At 75.1% G+C, this 19,830-nt stretch carries 16 protein-coding genes; 6 read left to right on the top strand and 10 right to left on the bottom strand.

What is annotated here, in order from left to right:
• Positions 1–22: 22 nt before the first annotated feature.
• From AB0G13_RS08725 to AB0G13_RS08755, 7 genes are all read right to left on the bottom strand, one after another.
• On the bottom strand, positions 23–1,624 hold the full coding sequence (locus AB0G13_RS08725; protein ID WP_357870937.1) for a carboxyl transferase domain-containing protein: 1,602 nt from the start codon (positions 1,622–1,624) through the stop codon (positions 23–25).
• Positions 1,621–2,760: an acyl-CoA dehydrogenase family protein gene (locus tag AB0G13_RS08730; protein WP_357870940.1), complete on the bottom strand. Its 1,140-nt coding sequence runs from the start codon at positions 2,758–2,760 to the stop codon at positions 1,621–1,623. Before AB0G13_RS08730 ends, AB0G13_RS08725 begins: the two co-directional genes overlap by 4 nt.
• Positions 2,757–4,499 (bottom strand): acyclic terpene utilization AtuA family protein, encoded by a 1,743-nt coding sequence (locus AB0G13_RS08735; RefSeq protein ID WP_357870943.1) that lies wholly within the window; start codon positions 4,497–4,499, stop codon positions 2,757–2,759. Before AB0G13_RS08735 ends, AB0G13_RS08730 begins: the two co-directional genes overlap by 4 nt.
• Complete coding sequence (locus tag AB0G13_RS08740; RefSeq protein ID WP_357870946.1) at positions 4,496–5,308, bottom strand: TIGR03084 family metal-binding protein; 813 nt, start codon at positions 5,306–5,308, stop codon at positions 4,496–4,498. The genes AB0G13_RS08735 and AB0G13_RS08740 overlap by 4 nt, the downstream gene beginning before the upstream one ends.
• 39 nt (positions 5,309–5,347) lie before the next feature.
• Positions 5,348–5,950: a TetR/AcrR family transcriptional regulator gene (locus AB0G13_RS08745; RefSeq protein WP_357870949.1), complete on the bottom strand. Its 603-nt coding sequence runs from the start codon at positions 5,948–5,950 to the stop codon at positions 5,348–5,350.
• A 402-nt stretch (positions 5,951–6,352) separates the two neighbouring features.
• A complete protein-coding gene (locus AB0G13_RS08750) occupies positions 6,353–7,096 on the bottom strand; it encodes a metallophosphoesterase family protein (protein ID WP_357870951.1) in 744 nt (247 codons plus the stop codon).
• A 73-nt stretch (positions 7,097–7,169) separates the two neighbouring features.
• Positions 7,170–7,847, bottom strand: coding sequence for a Crp/Fnr family transcriptional regulator (locus tag AB0G13_RS08755; RefSeq protein ID WP_089003062.1), 678 nt, complete (start codon positions 7,845–7,847; stop codon positions 7,170–7,172).
• A 217-nt stretch (positions 7,848–8,064) separates the two neighbouring features.
• On the opposite strand from AB0G13_RS08755, the gene AB0G13_RS08760 reads away from it, so the two are divergent.
• The 6 genes from AB0G13_RS08760 (at position 8,065) to AB0G13_RS08785 (ending at position 13,466) form a co-directional block, all read left to right on the top strand.
• The gene (locus AB0G13_RS08760; protein ID WP_357870954.1) at positions 8,065–8,727 is read left to right on the top strand and encodes an adenosylcobinamide amidohydrolase; all 663 of its coding nucleotides are present in this window, start codon (positions 8,065–8,067) and stop codon (positions 8,725–8,727) included.
• Positions 8,728–8,783: 56 nt separating this feature from the next.
• Positions 8,784–9,932: a CapA family protein gene (locus tag AB0G13_RS08765; protein WP_357870957.1), complete on the top strand. Its 1,149-nt coding sequence runs from the start codon at positions 8,784–8,786 to the stop codon at positions 9,930–9,932.
• Positions 9,933–9,993: 61 nt separating this feature from the next.
• On the top strand, positions 9,994–10,782 hold the full coding sequence (gene nth, locus AB0G13_RS08770) for an endonuclease III (RefSeq protein WP_357870959.1): 789 nt from the start codon (positions 9,994–9,996) through the stop codon (positions 10,780–10,782).
• A 58-nt stretch (positions 10,783–10,840) separates the two neighbouring features.
• Complete coding sequence (locus tag AB0G13_RS08775; RefSeq protein ID WP_357870962.1) at positions 10,841–11,461, top strand: TlpA disulfide reductase family protein; 621 nt, start codon at positions 10,841–10,843, stop codon at positions 11,459–11,461.
• Positions 11,462–11,531: 70 nt separating this feature from the next.
• Positions 11,532–12,224, top strand: coding sequence for a CoA pyrophosphatase (locus tag AB0G13_RS08780; RefSeq protein ID WP_357870965.1), 693 nt, complete (start codon positions 11,532–11,534; stop codon positions 12,222–12,224).
• Positions 12,225–12,287: 63 nt separating this feature from the next.
• Positions 12,288–13,466, top strand: a complete 1,179-nt coding sequence (locus tag AB0G13_RS08785; protein WP_357870968.1) for a MarP family serine protease — start codon at positions 12,288–12,290, stop codon at positions 13,464–13,466.
• 4 nt (positions 13,467–13,470) lie between these two features.
• Here the strand turns inward: AB0G13_RS08785 and AB0G13_RS08790 are convergent, their stop codons facing one another.
• The 3 genes from AB0G13_RS08790 to eccCa form a co-directional block, all read right to left on the bottom strand.
• On the bottom strand, positions 13,471–14,241 hold the full coding sequence (locus AB0G13_RS08790; RefSeq protein ID WP_357870971.1) for a phosphatase PAP2 family protein: 771 nt from the start codon (positions 14,239–14,241) through the stop codon (positions 13,471–13,473).
• A 133-nt stretch (positions 14,242–14,374) separates the two neighbouring features.
• On the bottom strand, positions 14,375–15,781 hold the full coding sequence (gene mycP, locus AB0G13_RS08795; protein ID WP_357870974.1) for a type VII secretion-associated serine protease mycosin: 1,407 nt from the start codon (positions 15,779–15,781) through the stop codon (positions 14,375–14,377).
• A gap of 74 nt (positions 15,782–15,855) precedes the next feature.
• On the bottom strand, positions 15,856–19,830 hold the full coding sequence (gene eccCa, locus AB0G13_RS08800; RefSeq protein ID WP_357870978.1) for a type VII secretion protein EccCa: 3,975 nt from the start codon (positions 19,828–19,830) through the stop codon (positions 15,856–15,858).

Here is a 19,830-nt window from a genome sequence, read left to right on the forward strand (position 1 = left end):
CATTCATGTGCGCACTGCCGCCTCACATCCGGAAGACGCCGAAGCCGTCGGCGCCCCTGACTGGTGCGTTGTGGATCGCCGACAGGCAGAGCCCGAGGACCGTACGGGTGTCGCGGGGGTCGATCACCCCGTCGTCGTAGAGCCGGCCGGAGAGGAAGAGCGCGCCGGACTGCGACTCGATCTGCTGCTCGACCATCATCCGCATCGCGGCGTCGGAGTCCTCGTCGTAGTCCCGGCCCCGGGCGGCGGCGGCCTGCCGGGCCACGATGGACAGCACGCCCGCGAGCTGCGCCGGCCCCATCACCGCCGACTTGGCGTTCGGCCAGGTGAACAGAAACCTCGGCTCGTACGCCCGCCCGCACATGCCGTAGTTGCCGGCGCCGTAGGACGCGCCGAGGTTGACCGTCAGGTGCGGCACGGTCGAGTTCGACACCGCGTTGATCATGAGGGCGCCGTGCTTGATGATGCCGCGCTGCTCGTACTCGGTGCCGACCATGTAGCCGGTGGTGTTCTGGAGGAAGACCAGCGGGGTGTCGGCGGCGTTGGCGAGCTGGATGAACTGGGTCGCCTTCTGCGCCTCCTCGCTGAACAGCACGCCCCGCGCGTTGGCCAGCACCCCGACCGGATAGCCGTGCAGCTCGCCCCAGCCGGTGACCAGGGCGGTGCCGTAGGCCGGCTTGAACTCGTCGAACTCGCTGCCGTCGAGCACCCGGGCCAGCACCTCGCGCGGGTCGAACGGCACCTTCAGGTCGGCGCTGGCGATGCCGAGCAGCTCCTCCGGGTCGTACTTCGGCGGCTGCGGGGCCGGGTTGCGCGGCGGCGGGCCCTGCTTGCGCCAGTTCAGCCGGCGTACGCACTGCCGGGCCAGCCGGATGCCGTCCCGCTCGTCGGACGCCAGGAAGTCGGCCAGGCCGGACGTCGTGGCGTGCATGGCGGCCCCGCCGAGGGACTCGTCGTCGGTGACCTCCCCGGTGGCCATCTTGACCAGCGGCGGCCCGGCCAGGTAGACCTGCGACCGGTCTCGGATCATGATCACGTGGTCGGACATGCCCGGCACGTACGCGCCCCCGGCGGTGGCGTTGCCGAAGACCACGCTGACCGTGGGGATCTTCGCGGCCGAGAGCCGGGTCAGGTCGCGGAACACCCGTCCGCCGGGGATGAAGATCTCCGCCTGGGTGGGCAGGTCCGCGCCGGCCGACTCGACCAGGTTCACCATCGGCAGCCGGTTGACCAGGGCGATCTCGCCGGCCCGGCGGGTCTTGGCGAGCGACCACGGGTTCACCGCGCCGCCGCGTACCGTCGGGTCGTTCGCGACGACCAGGCACTCGACGCCCTCGACGACGCCGATGCCGGTCACCACGCTGGCGCCGACGGGGAAGTCGGTGCCGTACGCCGCCACCGGGGACAGCTCCAGGAACGGGCTGTCCGCATCGAGCAGCAGCTCGATCCGCTCCCGGGGGAGCAGCTTGCCCCGCCCGTGGTGCCGGGTCACGTACTTCTCGCCGCCCCCGGCGCGGGCCCGGTCGAGGGCGGCGTCCAGCTCGGCGAGGCGCTCCAGCAGGGCCTCCCGGTTGGCGCGGTGCCCCGGCGAGGACGGGTCGATCGCGCTGCGCAGTGTGGTCATAGGCCCATGCCCTTCGCGATGATCTCGTTCATGATCTCGGTGGTGCCGCCGCCGATGCCGAGGATCCGGGCGTCCCGGTAGTGCCGCTCCACCTCGGCGTCGCGCAGGTAGCCGTAGCCGCCGTGCAGCTGGAGCGACTGGTCGACCACCTCGGCGCAGGCGGCCACCGCGACGTTCTTCGCCATCGCCACCTCGGTCACCACCGGCTCGCCCGCCGCCACCCGCGCCGCCACCTGGTGCACGTACGCCCGGGCCGCCTCGGCGCGGGTGTGCATCTCGGCCAGCCGGTGCCGGACGAGCTGCCGGCTCGCCAGGGGCCGGCCGAACGTGGACCGGTCCCGGCACCAGCGCACCGCCAGCTCCACGGACCGCTGCGCGGTGGCGTACGCCTGGGTGGCGAGGGAGAGCCGCTCCGCGGCGAAGTTCTGCATGATCGCCAGGAAGGCGGTGTCCTCCGCGCCGACCCGGTTCGCCACCGGCACCCGGGCGTCGACGAAGGAGAGCTCGGCGGTGTCGGAGCAGTGCCAGCCGAGCTTCTCCAGCCGGCGCCCGACCGTGAAACCGGGCGTGCCCTTGTCGATCACCAGCAGGGTCAGGGCGCCGGTGCCCGGCGGCAGGGTGCAGACCGCGGTGGTCACGAAGTCGGCCCGGACGCCGCTGGTGATGTAGGTCTTCGACCCGTTGACCACGTAGTGGTCGCCGTCCCGTCGCGCGTGGGTGCGGATGCTCGCCACATCCGAGCCGCCGTCGGGCTCGGTGATCGCCAGCGCGCCGATCATGGTGCCGGCCAGCGTCGGCCGGACGTACCGGTCGATCAGCTCCGCGTCGCCGGAGGCGACGATGTGCGGCAGCGCGATGCCGTGGGTGAAGAGCGCCGCGATCAGGCCGGACGAGCCGCCGGAGCGGATGATCTCCTCGGTGACGATGATCGAGTCGAGCAGGTCCCCACCGCTGCCGCCGACCGCCTCCGGGAAGCCGATGCCGAGCAGGCCGAGCTTGGCGGCGGTGGCGTGCAGCTCCCGGGGGACCTCGCCGGCCCGCTCCCAGTCGTCCAGGTGCGGCAGCACCTCCCGGGTGACGAAGGCCCGGGTCAGCTCCCGCAGTTGCCGGCGCTCCGGCGTGTCCACGATGGTCACCGACCCTCCCCGGGCGTCGTGCCGACGGTGGGGGAGCCGGGGCCGGGCGCGAGTTCCGCCGGCAGGTCGACGACTCGGGAGCGGAGCAGCTCGCCGAGCGCCTTGGCCTGCGGATCGAACCGGGTGGAGGCCGCCACCCCCTGCCCGAGCAGGCCCCGGACGACGAAGTTGACCGCCCGCAGGTTCGGCAGCTCGTACCGCTCCACCGTCAGCGGCGCGGTCTCCGGCAGCAGCTCGCGCAGCCGGTCGGTGGTCAGCCAGCCGCGCAGCCACGACCAGGTCGCGTCGGTGCGGGCCCAGACGCCCAGGTTGGCGTCGCCGCCCTTGTCGCCGGAGCGGGCCCCGACCAGCGCGCCGAGCGGCGCGCGCCGGGTGGACCGGTCGGCCGACGCGGCGGGCGGCGGCTCGGCCTCCGGCGGGTCGGCGGCGGGCGCCGGCTCGTCCGGCGGGCCGGCGGTGCGGGCCGGCGGCGGGATCGCCACCCGCTCACCGGAGGGGAGCACCGCGACGTGCGGCACCGCGTCCTGCGGCACGGCGTCGGCCGTGAACACCCCGTAGGGCGTCGCGTCGCCGGGCAGCGTGGTCAGCGTGCAGCCGGGATAGGAGGCCAGGGCCAGTTCCACCGCGGCGGCCGAGAAGGCCCGCCCGGCCCGCGCCTTGTCGCCGTCCCGCAGGTGTACGTGCAGCAGCGCGCTCGCCGCCTCGGTGTCGACCGCGTCCGCGTGGTCGGTGCGGGCCAGGGTGAACTCCAGCCCCTCCGTGCCGACCGCCGCCTCGACCTGGCTGCGGACCAGGGCCGCCTTCGCGGGGATGTCGAGCCCGCACAGGACGAAGGTCATCGAGTTGCGGAAGCCGCCGAGGTTGTTGACGCCCACCTTGAGGGTGCCCGGCGGGGGCGTGCCCCGGACGCCGCTCACCCGTACCCGGTCCGGCCCGTCGGCGCCCAGCTCGACCGTGTCCAGCCGGGTCACCACGTCCGGGCCGAGGTAGGCCGGGCCGCCGACCTCGTAGAGCAGCTGGGCGGTGACCGTCTCCACGGTGACCGCGCCGCCGGTGCCCGGGTGCTTGGTGACCACACAGGAGCCGTCGGGGTGCAGCTCGGCGACCGGGAAGCCGGGGCGTCGCCCGCCGTCGGGCAGCTCGGTGAAGAAGCTGAAGTTGCCCCCGGTCACCTGCGCCCCGCACTCGAGCAGGTGACCGGCGACGGTCGCCCCGGCCAGCGCGTCCAGGTCGTCGTGGCCCCAGCCGAAGCGGGCGACCGCCGGCCCCACCACCAGGGACGCGTCGGTCACCCGGCCGGTGACCACCACGTCCGCCCCGGCGTCCAGGCAGGCGGCGATGCCGTACGCCCCCAGGTAGGCGTTCGCCGTCAGCGCGTCCGGACGGGCGAGGGCGTCGCCCTCGACGTACCCGACGCGGACGGTCAGGCCCAGCCGGTCGGCGAGCGACCCGATCGCGGCGGCCAGGCCGGCCGGGTTCAGCCCGCCGGCGTTGGTCACGATCCGCACGCCCCGGTCCAGCGTGGTGCCGAGGCAGCCCTCCAGTTGGCGGAGGAAGGTCTTCGCGTAGCCGAGGGCGGGGTCGCGCAGCCGGTCGCGGCCGAGGATGAGCATGGTCAGCTCGGCCAGGTAGTCGCCGGTCAGCACGTCCAGCTCGCCGCCGTCGAGCATCTCCCGCCACGCCGTGGACCGGTCGCCGTAGAAGCCGGAGGCGTTGCCCACCCGCAGCACGTCGCTCACGCCGCCACCCCGCCCGCGACGTCGGTTCCGGCGGCGGCCGGCGGGCGGCCGGGGCCGGGTGGGCCGGCGAAGGCCTGCGCGACGTCCAGCCACGCATCGGCGACCGGCCCGGTCGCCGACAGCGCCAGGTCCGTGCGGTGCCTGCGCTGGGTGACCAGCAGGCAGAAGTCGAGCGCGGGGCCGGCGACCCGGTCGGCGGCGTCGGCCGGGCCGTACGTCCAGGTGTCGCCCTCCGGCGCCGCCAGCTCGACCCGCACCGGCGCCGTCGGCACCGGCCGGCCGTGGGCGGCGAAGCTGTGGCCGAGGGTACGGAAGCCGAGGTGCGCGACGTGCCGCAACCGGGCCGTGCCGGGGCGCGTCACCCCGAGCGCGTCGGCGACGTCCGTGCCGTGCGCCCAGGTCTCCATGATCCGGGCGGTGGCCATCGAGGCGGCCGACATCCGGGTGCCGAACCAGGGCAGCTTCCCGCCGGCCGGCACGCGCGCCAGCGCGTCGGCGAGCGCCGTCCGGCCGGCGCGCCAGCGGGGGAGCAGCTCGCTCGGCGGGGCGAGGAACTCCTCGGCGGCGGCGTCGACGAGCCGGGCGGGGTCGGGGGCGGCGACCACGGTGGCGAGGAACGCCTCGGCGTCGGTGGCGGCGAGCAGTGCCACGTGGTCGGTCCAGGCGAGGTGGGCGATCTGGTGCCCGACGCTCCAGCCCGGCGACGGCGTGGCGCGTCCCCAGTCGACCGGCGGCGGGCCGGCCACCAGGTCGTCGAGCTGCTCGGACTCGTCGGCCAGGTCCGCGAGCAGGTCCTTGAGGTCGACCATGGTGCCTCCGGGGCTGGGCGGGCCGGTCAGGGCGGGCGGTCAGGGGGTGAGCAGGGTGGCGAGCTGGCGCTTCCAGGTGTGCAGCAGGGCGGTGCGGCGGGACGAGTCGTCGTTGAGCAGGTTGGCCACGCCGAGCCCGCGGAGCAGGTCGAGGGTCGCCTGCACCGCCTCGCGTACGCCCGGGCGGCGCTCGTCCACGTCGAGCAGCGCGACGGTGAGCCGGTGCATCTCGCGGCCGACCCGGGCCTCCAGCGGCACCAGGGCCTCGCGCAGCTCCCGGTCGGTGCGTGCGGCGACCCAGAGTTCGAGGGCGGCGACGAAGAGCGGGCCGGTGAAGGCCGCGCCGAGCAGGTCGATCACCCGGTCGAGCCGCTGGGGGCCGGGTGGCAGCGCCTCGGCCTCGGTGCGCAGTTCCTCCGCCCGCCGCTCGGCGAGGTGGGCGACGGCGGCCGTGACCAGCGCGGCCTTGGTGGGGTAGTGGTGCAGCTGGGCGCCGCGTGAGACGCCGGCCCGGGCCGCGACGACGGTGGTGGTGGTGCCGGACCAGCCGTGCTCGACCAGGCACTCGACGGTCGCCTCCAGCAGCCGGGCCTGGGTGGCGCGGCTGCGTTCCTGCTGAGGGACGCGGGTCGATGCGGGCACGGGGACAGCGTGCCGCCGTTGAAACAAACAGTCAAGACTGACTTTTTCTGGCCGGCACCGGACCGTCGCGTGCCGGCCGAGGTTGGTGACCATGTGGTCGGGCGCTGTCGAGCTGCCCCACGGATGGGGCAGAGGCCTGCGGGGCCACAGGCTCGCCCGGACAGCCCCGCCCGCTGCCGGACGGCGACGGGGCCTCCAGCCCGATCCGGGCTCAAGCGCAATCCAAGCTGGGCCCAGCCCTGGGCTGGGGTCTTGATCCGAAGCTGGGCTCGGTCGCGGCTGGCTCACGTTCGCCTGAGCTCGCGTCGGTATGGGAAGCCGGCCGGTCCTATGGACGGGGCAGCTCGACAGGGCGCGACGGGTGTCGTCCCACCCGGGCGGGAGTCATCCGTCGGTCACTGCTCAGCGGCCGTCGCGCGGGGCGAACACCGCGAGGGCGGTGGCGTCGCTGTGTCGGGAGCGCAGGTACTCGTCCGCCCACTCGGCGGCGTCGGGGAAACCCGACTCGGCGGCCACCCGGGCGCAGGCGGCGTCCACGTCGAAGGGAGTGCGCCGCAGGTGCACCCCGGGCCCGAGGAGCGCCCAGAAGGCGCCGGGGCCGCCGTAGGGCATCCCGACGCTGCCCGGGTTGACGATCAGCCGCCGGTCGGCCAGCCGGGTGAACGGCATGTGGGTGTGCCCGCAGACCACCATCCCCACCTCGGCCGGGACGTCGGCGAGCACCTCCGCCCAGCGTTCCATCCGGGAGTCGACGAGCACGACCTCCTCGTCGTCGCGGGGGGTGGCGTGGCAGAACAGCACCGGACCGAGGCCGGTGACCTCCAGGGTGACCGTCAGCGGCAGCGCCGCCAACCGGGCCACCTGGTCGTCGCGGAGCTGCCCCGCCGCCCAGTTGGAGACGTCGATCGGGGAAGGGCGGCCGGCCCGCGCCTCCACCAGCTCGCGGTCCGCGTTGCCCCGTACCCAGCAGACCCGGTCGCCGAGGCCGGCGAGCACGTCCAGCACCTCGACCGGCTGCGGGCCGGCCGCGATGTCGCCGGTGAGCACGATCAGGTCGGCGGCGGCGACGTCCGGCTCGGCCAGTACGGCCTCCAGCGCCGGCAGCGCACCGTGGATGTCGGAGAGAACGGCGACCCGGTCCAGCATCGCTCCACCGTGCCCGCCGGACCGGCCGGTGTCCAGCGATTCTGCCCCGGGCAGATCCGGCGGGTCGGGCGCGTCAGACGCGGGCGCGGCGGGCCAGGCGCTCCGGGTCGAGGATGATGATGCTCTTGCCGTCCAGGCGCAGCCACCCGCGGGAGGCGAAGTCGGCCAGCGCCTTGTTGACGGTCTCCCGGGAGGCGCCGACGAGCTGGGCGATCTCCTCCTGGGTGAGGTCGTGGGTCACCCGCAGCACACCGCCGTCGCGGGTGCCGAAGCGGCCGGCCATCTGGAGCAGGTTCTTGGCGACGCGGCCGGGCACGTCGGTGAAGATCAGGTCGGCGAGCGAGTCGTTCGTCCGCCGCAGCCGGCGGGCGAGCACCCGGAGCAACTGCTCCGCGATCTCCGGCCGGTTGTTCAGCCACGGGCGCAGGGCCTGCTTGCGCAGCCGCACCAGCCGGGTGTCGGTGACCGCGGTGGCGGTCGCCGTGCGCGGCCCGGGGTCGAAGAGCGACAGCTCGCCCACCATGTCCGACGGGCCCATCACCGCGATCAGGTTCTGCCGGCCGTCGGCAGCCCGCCGACCGACCTTGATCTTGCCGGACAGCAGGATGTAGAGACTGTCGCCGGGCTCGCCCTCGTTGAAGACGATCTCGCCCTTGCGGACCTCCAGCGTCTCCATCTCCTTGGCGAGCGCCTCGGCAGCCTCCGGGTCGACGCCCTGGAAGATCCCGCTGCGAGCCAGTACCTCGTCCATCGCGCACCTCCGCCTGCGCGTGCCGTCCGTCGGCCGGGTCCGCCGTCCGCTGATCCCTCGCGCGTCGCCAGTCTAGGCGCACGTGAGCAGCAATCAGAGGTGCACCCCTGGAATCTTGATCGTTGGGCGTAACCTGCCGGCCCTGATCAAGCAGTAGGATCGCGCGCCCGCCCGGGCGCTCTGACCGGCCCCGACAGGTGGGCCGTAGGGTCACCACGTGCTGAGTGAACCCGTGCTGACCGCCCGCCAGGAGGGCGGTCGGGACGTCCCGCTGCTGGTCTGGCGCGCCGACCGCCCGCTGCGCGCGGTCAGTTCCGCGCCGCTGGGCGGCGGGATCGGCGTCCGGCACTGGGTCGTCAACGCGACCGTACCCATGTCGTACGACCGGGACGACCCCGCCGACCACCTGGCCGAACTCGCCGACCGGCTCGACCTCGACGGGCCCGGGATCGGCCTGCTGACCGGGGTGGACGTCGCCGAGGTGGTGGCCCGGACGGACACCGGCGTGCGGGTCTGGGCGACGGTCGGCCTGGGCACCCCGGTCCGGGCGGCGGAGCCGGCCCCGGCGGTGCTGGCCCAGCGGGTCGGCACCGTCAACATCGTGGCGTACGTCCCCGCCCGGCTCGGCGACGCCGCCCTGGTCAACGCCGTGGCCACGGCCACCGAGGCGAAGGCGCAGGCGATCGCGGAGCTGGGCGTGCCGGGCACCGGCACCCCGACGGACGCGGTCACCGTGCTCTGCCCGGTCGACGGCCCCGAGTCGGCGTACGGCGGCCCGCGCTCCACCTGGGGCGCGCCGCTGGCCCGGGCCGTGCACGCCGCCGTGACGGTCGGCGGGGCGGGCACCGTGGTCCCGTGGTCGGACCGACCGGCCGGCTGAGACTCCGTCCGATCGGCCCTCGTTTCGGCGTTGCGCACCCGATAAGGTCGCGCTCGATGTACGCTGCCGCCTCCCCCCGCCGCCGGGCCGCACTCGCCCTCGGCGCGTTGCTCGCCGTCCTGCTCGCCGCCGGCTGCGGGGGCCCCGGTTCCGGGGCCGACCCGGTCTGGCGGTCCGGCGCGGGCGGTGGCACCCCTGCCCCGGCCCGCTCGGGCGCTCCCGCCCAGTCCGCGGAGCAGGCGATCTCGCTCTCGGCGACCGGCGACATCATCATGGGCAACGCGCCGAACCGGCTGCCCCCCGACGGCGGGAAGGGCTTCTTCGACTCCGTCGAGAAGGCGCTCGCCGCCGACCTGGTGATGGGCAACCTGGAGGAGCCGCTCACCGTCGACACCGGCACCGGCAAGTGCGGGCCGAACTCGACCCGCTGCTTCCAGTTCCGGGCCCCGCCCGAGTACGCCGCGCACCTGCGCGACGCCGGCTTCGACCTGCTCAACCAGGCCAACAACCACGGCTACGACTTCGGCCCGAAGGGCTACGAGAACACCCAGAAGGCGCTGGAGAAGTACGAGCTCGCGCACACCGGGGCGCCCGACCAGATCACCGTGGTCGACGTCAAGGGGGTCAAGGTCGCGGTCGCCGGCTTCTCGTCGTACGTCTGGTCCAACAGCCTCACCGACATCGCCGCGGCGAAGAAGGTGATCACCAAGGCGGCCGGCATGGCCGACGTGGTCGTCGTGCAGGTGCACATGGGCGGCGAGGGGGCCGAGAAGACGCGGGTGCGGCCGGGCACCGAGATGTTCCTCGGCGAGAATCGGGGCGACCCGGTCAAGTTCTCCAAGGCGATGATCGACGCAGGGGCGGACCTGATCGTCGGGCACGGCCCGCACGTGCTGCGCGGCATGGAGTTCTACAAGGGCCGGCTGATCGCGTACAGCCTGGGCAACTTCGCCGGCGGGGGCAACTCGCTCAGCAACGCCGGCCGGCTCGGCTGGGGCGGGGTGCTCAAGGTGTCGCTGAAGCCGGACGGCAGCTGGGCCGGCGGCTCGTTCGTGTCGACGTACATGAACTCCATCGGCAAGCCGACCATGGACCGCGACGACCGCGGGCTGGGCCTGGTGCGGCAGCTGACCAAGAGCGACTTCCCGGAGACCGGCGCCCGGTTCGACGACGCCGGCGCGATCAGCGCGCCGCAGGGCGGCTGACCGGGGCGGCGCGGCGCGTGGACCCGGCCGACCGTCGGCCGGGCGACGTAGGCTGGCCGGCGTGACCACGAGTTCCTCCGGCTTCACCGAGACCGACCTCGGGCGCACCCGTCGCGCCCGGCGGATCGGCCGGGCGCTGACCGACACCCACCCCGACGCGCACTGTGAACTGGACCACTCCAATCCCCTGGAGCTGGCCGTCGCGACGATCCTCTCCGCGCAGTGCACGGACAAGAAGGTCAACGAGGTCACCCCGAAGCTCTTCGCCCGCTACCCGAGCGCCGCCGACTACGCGGGGGCCGATCGGTCGGAGCTGGAGGAGCTGATCCGGCCCACCGGCTTCTACCGCAACAAGACCGACTCGCTGATCAAGCTCGGCCAGGCCCTCGTGGAGCGGTACGACGGCCGGGTCCCCGGCAGGCTCGCCGACCTGGTGACGCTGCCCGGCATCGGCCGCAAGACCGCCAACGTCATCCTCGGTAACGCCTTCGACGTGCCCGGCATCACCGTCGACACCCACTTCCAGCGGCTGGTCCAGCGCTGGCGGCTGACCGCCGAGACCGACCCGGTCAAGATCGAGCACGCGATCGGGGCGCTCTTCCCCCGGCGCGACTGGACCATGCTGTCGCACCGGATCATCTTCCACGGCCGGCGGGTCTGCCACGCCCGCAAGCCGGCCTGCGGCGCGTGCACGCTGGCGAAGCTCTGCCCGTCCTACGGCACCGGCCCGACCGAGCCGGCGGCGGCCGCAAAGCTGCTCAAGGGCCCCCGGGCCCGTGACCTGGCGGTGGCGGCCGGAGTCGACCCGGAGCTGGTGCCGGTCCAGGCCGTCGTGGCGGAGGTGCCGTGAGCGCGAGGAGGAGTGAGCCGGTGTTGCGAGCCCCGCAGTCGCGAACCACGGTGAACCGATGAACCGCCGGCTCGCCGCCCTGCTCCTACCCGTGCTGCTGGCCGCCGCCGGGTGCACCGCCGGCACCGAGGAGAAGGATCCGGGTCCGTCCGACCGGCAGAAGGCCGCCGCGAACCGGCCGTCGCCCTTCCAGGACTGCTCCGCCCTCGGTGCTCCGCCCGCGTCCGCCCCGGCGTCCCCGTCCGGGGGCGGGGGGCAGGCGCTGCCCGAGCTGACCCTGAACTGCTTCACCGGCGGCGCCCCGGTCGCCCTCCGGGACCTGCGCGGGCCGGCGGTGGTCAACGTCTGGGCCTCCTGGTGCCCGCCCTGCCGCCAGGAGCTGCCCGCCTTCCAGCGGCTCAGCGAGCGCGCCGCCGGCCAGCTCCAGGTGATCGGGGTCAACAACCAGGACGGCCGGGAGGCGGCCCAGGCCATCGGGGAGGACTTCGGCATCCGCTTCCCGGTGCTGGTCGACCAGGGCGAGCGGCTGAAGCGGGAGCTGAACCGCAAGGCCATCCCCCTGACCGTCTTCGTCGACGGGCAGGGCCGCGTCCGGCACGTAGACTCCTCCGGCGCGCTCGACGACGCCCGCCTGGCCGAGCTGGTCCGCCAGCACCTCGGCGTGACGGTGCCGGCATGAGCGGCCCGGCGCGACCGGCGGGGCGGGACGGTGCCGGCGTGGGCCGCCGGCGCTGCACGGGGGTGCGGGCGTGAGCCGGCGGCCCCCGGACTGGTTCGAACCGTTGCTGACCCGGCTCGGCAGCGCCCGCAGCGAGGACTTCACCCGGCTGGTCACCCCGGAGAGCGGGGGGCGGGAGAGCGCGGTGCTGGTGCTGCTCGGCGAGGAGCCCGGCGCCGGCCCGGACGTGTTGGTCCTCCAACGGGCGGCCACCCTGCGCAACCACGCCGGCCAGCCCGCCTTCCCCGGCGGCGCGGCCGACCCGGAGGACGCCGACGTCCGGGCGACCGCGCTGCGCGAGGCGAACGAGGAGGTCGACCTCGATCCGGCCAGCGTCACCGTCCTGGCCGAGCTGCCGAAGCTCTGGATCCCGGTCAGCGACTTCGTGGTCACCCCGGTGCTCGCCTGGTGGCACGCTCCGCACCCCGTGCACCCCCGGGAGCCGGCCGAGGTGGCACACGTGGCCCGGCTGCCGATCACCGAGCTGGTCGACCCGGCGAACCGGATGCGGGTCCGCCACCCGAGCGGCTGGATCGGCCCGGCCTTCTCGGCGCGCGGGATGCTGGTCTGGGGCTTCACCGCCGGGGTGCTGGCCGCCCTGCTCGAGATGGGCGGCTGGGCCCGGCCGTGGCCCCGCGACCGGGTTGTGGACCTGCCGCCGACCGGGGCCACCCCGGCGCCCTCGGCCGGCACCGACGCGGTCGACGAGACCCCGGTGCGCTGACCGGACGGTCACCTTCCGCAAGCGATGGTCATCTCGCGGGCCCGGTGCCCGTACGCTTGACGCGTGTCCGCCGTGGATCTCGTACTGCTGCTGCTCATGCTCGTGTTCGCGATCAGCGGATACCGCCAGGGCTTCGTCATCGGGGTGCTGTCGTTCTCCGGCTTCTTCCTGGGTGCACTGGTGGGCCTCCAGGTGGGGCCGCTGCTGGCCCAGCAGTTCGTCGACAGCGGCACCCGGGTGCTGATCTCCCTGGTGGCGATCTTCGGGCTGGCGGTGGTCGGCCAGGCGCTCGCCGGCTGGCTCGGTTCGCACCTGCGCAAGACGATCACCAGTGACGTCGCCAAGCGGGTCGACGACGTCGGCGGGGCGTTCGTCTCGCTCTTCGCCGTGCTGCTGGTCGCCTGGCTCGTCGCGGTGCCGCTCGGCTCGTCGTCCCTGCCCTGGCTGGCCTCCTCGGTGCGCAACAGCGCGCTGCTGACCGTGGTCGACCGGGTCCTGCCCGACCAGGCGCAGCAGCTCTCCACGGCGCTGCGGGACACCGTCGACACCAACGGCTTCCCCGACGTCTTCGGCGACCTGGCCCCCACCCGGGCCCGGCAGGTGTCCCCGCCCGACCCGGCGCTCGCCGGCTCCCAGGTGGTGGTCAACAGCCAGCGTTCGGTGGTCAAGGTGCTCGGCTCCGCCCCGAGCTGTTCGCGCCGGATCGAGGGCTCCGGCTTCGTCTACGCCGACGACCGGGTGATGACCAACGCCCACGTCGTCGCCGGTACCCGTTCCACCGTCGTCGAGCTCAACGGCGACCGGTACGACAGCAAGGTGGTCGTCTACGACCCCGACCGGGACCTGGCCGTGCTGCACGTGCCGGGGTTGCCCGGCCCGTCGATGCGGTTCGCCGCCGGTAACGCGGGCAGCGGCGCGGACGCGATCGTGCTGGGCTTCCCGCTCGACGGGCCGTACAACGCCCAGTCGGCGCGGATCCGGGACGTCGACCGGATCACCGGGCCGGACATCTACTCCGGCGGCAACGTGACCCGGGAGGTCTACACGATCCGGGCGCTCGTGCAGAGCGGCAACTCCGGCGGCCCGCTGGTCTCCTCGAACGGGCTGGTCCTCGGGGTGATCTTCGCGGCGGCGGCCGACGACCCGAACACCGGCTTCGCGGTGACCGCGGCCGAGGCTCGCCCGGTCGCCCTGGCCGGCGCCGAGCGCACCCGCGCCGTCGGCACCGGCGACTGCACCTGACGGGTCAGTTCCCCGCACCCGCCGGCCCGTGGCCTGCGGGCGGCGCCGGCCGGCCGGGCGGGGCGGCCCGCCAGACGGTGAGGGCGGCGGCGGTCGCGGCCACCACGGCCGTGCCGAGCAGCCAGCCGGCCAGCACGTCGCTGGTCCAGTGCACGCCGAGGGCCACCCGGCTGAACCCGGTCACCAGGGCGAGCAGCAGGGCGGCCGTCCACACCACCCGGCGCGCTACCGGCCGGGCGTGCGGAAGGAACACCACCAGCAGCACTCCGGCGGCGAGGGCGGCGTTGAGCGCGTGCCCGGACGGGAAGGCCAGGCCGGGCGCCTCGGCCACCGGCTCGGGCAGGTCCGGCCGGGGCCGACCGACGAGCAGCTTGAGCAGCGGGCTGAGCAGGCCGCCGACCGCCATGGTGACGGCCACCCACACCGCCAGCTGCCGGGCACCGCGACGGACCAGCCAAAGGACCAGGACCAGGGCCCCGACGCGCAGCGGCATCGGGGCGAACACGTCGGTCCAGAGGGTCATCAGGCGTACCCACGCCGGGTGGTCGGCGGCGTAGCCGACCAGCGCGTCGGTGACCGCCGTGTCCAGCCGGCGCAGCGGTGCCCAGTCCCCCAGGACCAGGACCGCCAGCAGCGTGAACGGCACCGCCACCAGGAACGCGGCGACCGCGGCGAGGGTCAGCCGCAGGCCCCGGGCGTGGTCCGGGTGCAGGCGGCGGCCACGCCACGAGGGGCGCGGCGGGGCGGCGAGGGTACGCGGGCCGGACGAACTCATGACATCCGTTCTACCCGCCACGCGGCCCGGTCAGACCCGGTCCGGGTCGGCCGCCCGGTCCGGGGCCGTCCGCCCGGGCCGGGTTTCCCGTCGCCGGGCGACGACGGTTCCCTCCCGGGAGGGCGTCGGCGGCTCAGTGTGCCGGCGGGCGACGCCACGTCCCGGCGGCGCGCCGGGGCGAGGCCAGCGGGGTCCACCGGCGGAACCGGCGCACCATCAGCGCCGCCCCGGTCAGCAGGGCGACGAGGAACACGGCCCCGGTCCACAGCTGCTCCGGCGTGGTGTCCTCGTGCGCGCCCGCCGGCTGCGCCGACCACCGGGACTGCTGGCGCGGCACGGTGAAGCCGCGCGGGTCGCCGCCGACCCCCGCGACGTCGGGCTGCGTCGACCCGGGCGCCGGGCCGAACCCGACCACGCCCGGCGAGGACTGGTCGTCCAGGGGGTTGCGGCCCACCGGGCCGACCTCGGCGTCCAGCGCGGCGACCGGGTCGACCATGCCGTACCCGAAGCGGTCGTCCCGGCCGGTCGGACCGATGTCGCGGGCGGTGGTGAGCAGCCGGTTGACCACGTCGCCGGCGGACATCTCCGGGTACCGGGCCCGCACCAGCGCGGCGGTGGCGGCGACCAGCGGCGCCGCGAAGCTGGTGCCCTGCACCCGCCAGTAGCCGCCCGGCCGGGCCCCGACCAGGCCGGTGGCGGGGGCGGTGAGCACGGTGGCCCGCCCGGTGATCGAACCGGACCAGAGGTTGTCGCTGTCGCGCTCCGACCCGGCGACCGCGATGACGCCCGGCTCCCGGGCCGGGTACCAGACCTTCGCGTTGGACGAGTTGCCCAGGTTGCCGGTGCAGGCGACCACGACGACGTCCCGGACGAAGGCGTAGTCGAGCGCCGCCGCCAGGGCGGGGCTGTCGCCGCTGCCGCCGAGGGACAGGTTGATCACGCGGGCGCCGTTGTCGACGGCCCAGCGCACACCCTTGGCGACGATCAGCGCGTCGTCGTAGCGGTTCTCGGCGTCGAGGACGCGGACCGGGAGGATCCGCGCGTCCGGCGCCAGGCCGACGGCCCCCCGCGCGTCATCGTTGCGGCCGGCGATCAGCCCGGCGACGGTGGTGCCGTGGCCGACCGGATCGGGGTCGCCGGCCGCGCCCCGGGCAGCGACCAGGTCGAGGCCGGGCAGCACCTGGCCGGCCAGGTCGGGATGGGCGGCGTCCACACCGGAGTCGATCACCGCGACGGTGACCCCCCGCCCGGTCGAGCTGCGCCACGCGGTCTTCGCCCGCAACACGTCGAGCTGCCACTGCTCGTCGCGGACCTGGTCGGGGCGGTTCCTGCTGTCGGGCGCCGCGAGCGCCACCGGGACGACGGCGGCCGGCTGGCGGAGGACCGGGCGGGCGGCGGGCTGCCGGGGGGCGGCGTCGGCCGCCGTGACCGGACCCGCGACCGACACGACGACGGCCGTCACACCGAGCAACGTACGTCCGGCGATCCGCCGAGCCGCTGGCGGACAGCTGTGCCGCACGGTCGTCACTCCCTCAGACATTCATCGCGACGCAAACATGACGATCGGAGATTACCGGTTCCTCGCCGCCTTGCGGGGCGTTCCGGGGACACCGGTCACGGCGGCGGCAGATGGGCCAGCTGGACCAGGCGTACGCCCTCGCGGCGGGTGACCAGCCGGCCGCGTCCCGGGGGCAGCGGGCCGGGCCTGACCGGGCCGACCAGCGCCCCCTCCTCCGGGCTGCCTGCCATCACCAGCCCCGCGGTGGAGAGCTCGCGGAGGCGCTGCACGAGCGGCTCGTACTGGGCCCGTCCGGCACCGCCCGAGCGGCGGGCGAGCACCAGGTGCAGCCCGACGTCCCGGGCGTGCGGCAGGTGCTCCTCCAGCGCGCGCAGCGGGTTGGACGGCCCGCTGGCCACCAGGTCGTAGTCGTCGACGAGCACGAACAGCTCCGGCCCGGACCACCACGTCCGCTGCCGCAGCTGCGCGGGCGTCACGTCCGGGCCGGGCACCCGGGCAGCCATGTAGCCGGCGGCGGACTCGATCAGGTCGGTGGTGTGCGCCGCGGCGGAGCCGTACCCGATCAGGTGCGGCGACGCCGACTCGGTCAGGTCCGCCAGGCTGCGGCGGTAGTCGACCAGGATCACCCGGGCCTGCTCGGGGGTGAACCGGGCCATGATCGAGGTGGCCAGCGCCCGCAGGAACGACGACTTGCCGCACTCGGCGTCGCCGAAGACCACGAAGTGCGGCTCGGTGGCGAAGTCCAGCACCACCGGGCGCAGGTCGGCCTCGGCGATCCCCACCGGGATCCGCAGGTCGGTGGTCGCGGTCAGGTCCAGCTCGGCGTACGGGAGCACCGGCGGGAGCAGCCGCACCGGCGGCGCGACCGGGCCGGCCCAGCCCTCGGCGGCCTGCTTGACCAGGTCCGTCGTGTCCCCACCCGAGGCGGCCAGCTGCGGCAGCGCGGTGAGGAAGTGCAGGCTCTCCGCCGTGACACCCCGGCCGGGGGTCTTCTCCGGCACGTTCGCCGCCGCCCGGCGGGCCACCAACGAGTCGGCCGGGTCGCCGAGGCGCAGCTCCAGCCGGGAACCGAAGAGGTCCCGGATCGCCGGCCGGAAGTCCAGCCAACGCACCGCCGTCGCCACCACGTGCACCCCGTACGACAGGCCGCGGGTGGCCAGGTCGGTGATGAGGGGCTCCAGGTCGTCGTACTCGCCGCGCAGGGTGGCCCAGCCGTCCACCACCAGGAACACGTCGCCGAACGGGTCGGTCCCGGGTTGGCCGGTGCCCGCCAGCGCGGCCCGGCGCTGCCGCCAGGCGGCCATCGACTCCACGCCCAGCTCGGCGAAGCGCTGTTCCCGGTCGACCAGCAGGGTGGCGATCTCGCCGACCGTACGCCGGACGGCCGTCGGGTCGGCGCGGCCGGTGACCCCGCCGACGTGCGGCAGGTCGCGCAGCGCGGCCAGCCCGCCGCCGCCGAAGTCGAGGCAGTAGACCTGCACCTCGGCCGGGGTGTGGGTCAGCGCCAGGGCGCAGACCAGCGTGCGCAGCGCGGTCGACTTGCCGCTCTGCGGGCCGCCGACCACCGCGACGTGGCCGGCGGCGCCGTCCAACGCCAGCCAGAGCAGGTCGCGGCGCTGCTCGAAGGGCTTGTCGACCACCGCGACCGGCACCTGGAGCGCGCCGTGCAGCTCCGGGTTGCCGAAGGCGAGACCGCGCGCCGGATCGACGCCGACCGGCCCGAGCAGCTCGTCCAGCGCCGGCGCCCGGCCGAGCGGGGGGAGCCAGACCTGGTGGGCGGGCGGCCCCTGCCCGGCCAGCCGGTCGACCATCAGCTCCAGCAGGCTCTCCGTGCCGCCCTCGTCGGCCGTGGCAGCCAGGGCGGGCGGCCCGACCGGCTCCGGCTTGGGCACGAAGTGGGTGGAGAAGGAGAGCAGGCGCGGGGCCCCGGCGCCGCCCGCGCCCGGCGCCGCACCGCGCCGGCGCAGGGCCCCCGAGACGTACGCGGCCTTGAACCGCACCAGCGGCTCGGTGCCGAAGCGCAGGTAGCCGTGGCCGGGGGAGCGGGGCAGCTCGTGCGCGTCCGGCACCCCGAGCACCGTGCGGGACTCCAGCGCCGAGAAGGTCCGCAGCCCGATCCGGTACGACAGGTGGGTGTCCAGCCCGCGCAGCCGACCCTCCTCCAGCCGCTGCGAGGCCAGCAGCAGGTGCACGCCGAGCGACCGGCCCAGCCGGCCGATCTGCACGAACAGGTCGATGAAGTCGGGCTTGGCCGACAGCAGCTCGGAGAACTCGTCGCAGATCAGCAGCAGCGACGGCAGCGGGGCGAGCGGGGTGCCGGCGGCGCGGGCCCGCTCGTAGTCGCGCAGGCTGGCGAAGTTGCCGGCCCGGCGCAGCAGCTCCTGGCGGCGGACCAGCTCGCCGTTGATGGCGTCGACCATCCGGTCGACCAGCGGCAGCGCGTCGGCCAGGTTGGTGATCACCGCGGCGGTGTGCGGCAGCCGGTCGAAGGAGGCGAAGGTCGCACCGCCCTTGAAGTCGATCAGCACGAAGTTGAGCTGCTCCGAGCTGTGCGTGGCGGCCAGCCCGAGCACCAGCGTGCGCAGCAGCTCGGACTTGCCGGAGCCGGTCGCCCCGATCAGCAGGCCGTGCGGCCCCATCCCGTCCTGCGCCGACTCCTTCAGGTCCAGCTCGATGGCGCCGCCGTCGGTGCCCACCCCGATCGGCACCCGCAGCCGCTCCCGGGCGGACCGGGGCACCCACCCCTGCTCGGCGGTGAAGCTCTCCGGGTCGCCGAGACCGAGCAGCTCGGGCAGGCCCAGCTCGGCGCCCGGCGGGGCGTCCGGGCCGCGGGCCGCCGTGGCCAGCCGCAGCGGGGCCAGCCGCCGGGCGACGGCCTCCGCGTCGACGAGGTCCAGCCGGTCCGCCGTACCCACCTCGGCGTGCCCCTGCGCGGAGTGGGAGTGCAGCCGGCCGCCGTGCAGCTCGAGCAGCAGCGCGAACCGGTCCAGCAGGCGCGGCGGCGGGGTGTCCAGGTCGATGATCGTGACGGCGTCGATGCCGCCGTCGCCGGTCAGGTCGGTGGCCCCGGTCAGGTCGCCCCCGTCGAGCACCACCACCACGTGCGGGCCGTCGGTGGCCGGGCCGGCGGGGCTGAACCGGGACCGGCTGGCGAGCACCTCGTCCAGCAGCCCCTCCAGCTCGGCCCCCGCGCTGGTGACCAGCCGGACCGGGCCGAGCGCGTCGGTGCGGGTGGGGTGGTGGGCGTGCGGGAGCCACTTGACCCACTCCCAGGCGGCCCGTCGCTCCGGCCCGGCGCAGACGGCGACGAGCAGCTCGTCCGGGGCGTGGAAGACCGCGAGCTGGGCGAGCATCGCCCGGGCCAACGCCTGGGCGGCGGGTCCGTCGCCGTGGCCGGCCGGGCCGGCGGTGGCGTCCCGCACGAAGACCCGGGCGAAGCTGCGCAGCGAGAGCGCCACCGGCAGGTCGGGCACCACGGAGTACGCGTCCAGGAACCGGCGCAGCGCGCCGGCGGTCATCGGTTCCAGCTCCTCCAGCGGGCGGGTGACCGGGGGGACCAGCGGCGTGGCGAGGGTCTGCGGGCCGACGGCGACCCGGACCACCGCGAAGTCCGGGTCGGTGGGGCGGCGTTCCCAGACCCGGTGGCTGTCCACCGTCGACCAGAGCCGGCCGGGATCCGGGTGCCGGTAGTAGAGCCCGGCACGCTGCTGCCCGGCGGTCTGCCGGACCCGGCGCCGCAGCACGGTCAGGTGCCGCAGGTAGTCCCGCCGCGCGGCCATCATCTCCGACTTCTTCGGGGTGCCGGAGGCGCTGCCCCACGAGGTCACCAGCATGGCGAGCGAGGAGAGCCCGAACATCCCGCCGACCACGTAGGAGTACGCGCCCCCGCCGCGGCCGAACATCATCGCCATCGCCACGGTGCCGCCGAGCATGGGCAGCACCATGAGCAGCTGCTGCCAGCGCCCGCCGGCGACGGCGGGGATCTCCGGTGGCGCGTCCACCGGCAGCTCGCCCACCGGGATCTCCGGTGCCGGTCGGCGGGGCGGCCGCTTGATGACGACAGTGGACAC

This window comes from Micromonospora sp. NPDC023633 (assembly GCF_040640035.1).
Classification (GTDB): domain Bacteria; phylum Actinomycetota; class Actinomycetes; order Mycobacteriales; family Micromonosporaceae; genus Micromonospora.

What these genes read in the sequence shown, in the direction of transcription:
- AB0G13_RS08725 (WP_357870937.1), bottom strand. Translation starts at nt 1,624, where the DNA reads ATGACCACACTGCGCAGCGCGATCGACCCGTCCTCGCCGGGGCACCGC.
- AB0G13_RS08740 (WP_357870946.1), bottom strand. Translation starts at nt 5,308, where the DNA reads ATGGTCGACCTCAAGGACCTGCTCGCGGACCTGGCCGACGAGTCCGAG.
- AB0G13_RS08750 (WP_357870951.1), bottom strand. Translation starts at nt 7,096, where the DNA reads ATGCTGGACCGGGTCGCCGTTCTCTCCGACATCCACGGTGCGCTGCCG.
- AB0G13_RS08755 (WP_089003062.1), bottom strand. Translation starts at nt 7,847, where the DNA reads ATGGACGAGGTACTGGCTCGCAGCGGGATCTTCCAGGGCGTCGACCCG.
- AB0G13_RS08765 (WP_357870957.1), top strand. Translation starts at nt 8,784, where the DNA reads ATGTACGCTGCCGCCTCCCCCCGCCGCCGGGCCGCACTCGCCCTCGGC.
- AB0G13_RS08775 (WP_357870962.1), top strand. Translation starts at nt 10,841, where the DNA reads ATGAACCGCCGGCTCGCCGCCCTGCTCCTACCCGTGCTGCTGGCCGCC.
- AB0G13_RS08790 (WP_357870971.1), bottom strand. Translation starts at nt 14,241, where the DNA reads ATGAGTTCGTCCGGCCCGCGTACCCTCGCCGCCCCGCCGCGCCCCTCG.
- mycP (WP_357870974.1), bottom strand. Translation starts at nt 15,781, where the DNA reads ATGTCTGAGGGAGTGACGACCGTGCGGCACAGCTGTCCGCCAGCGGCT.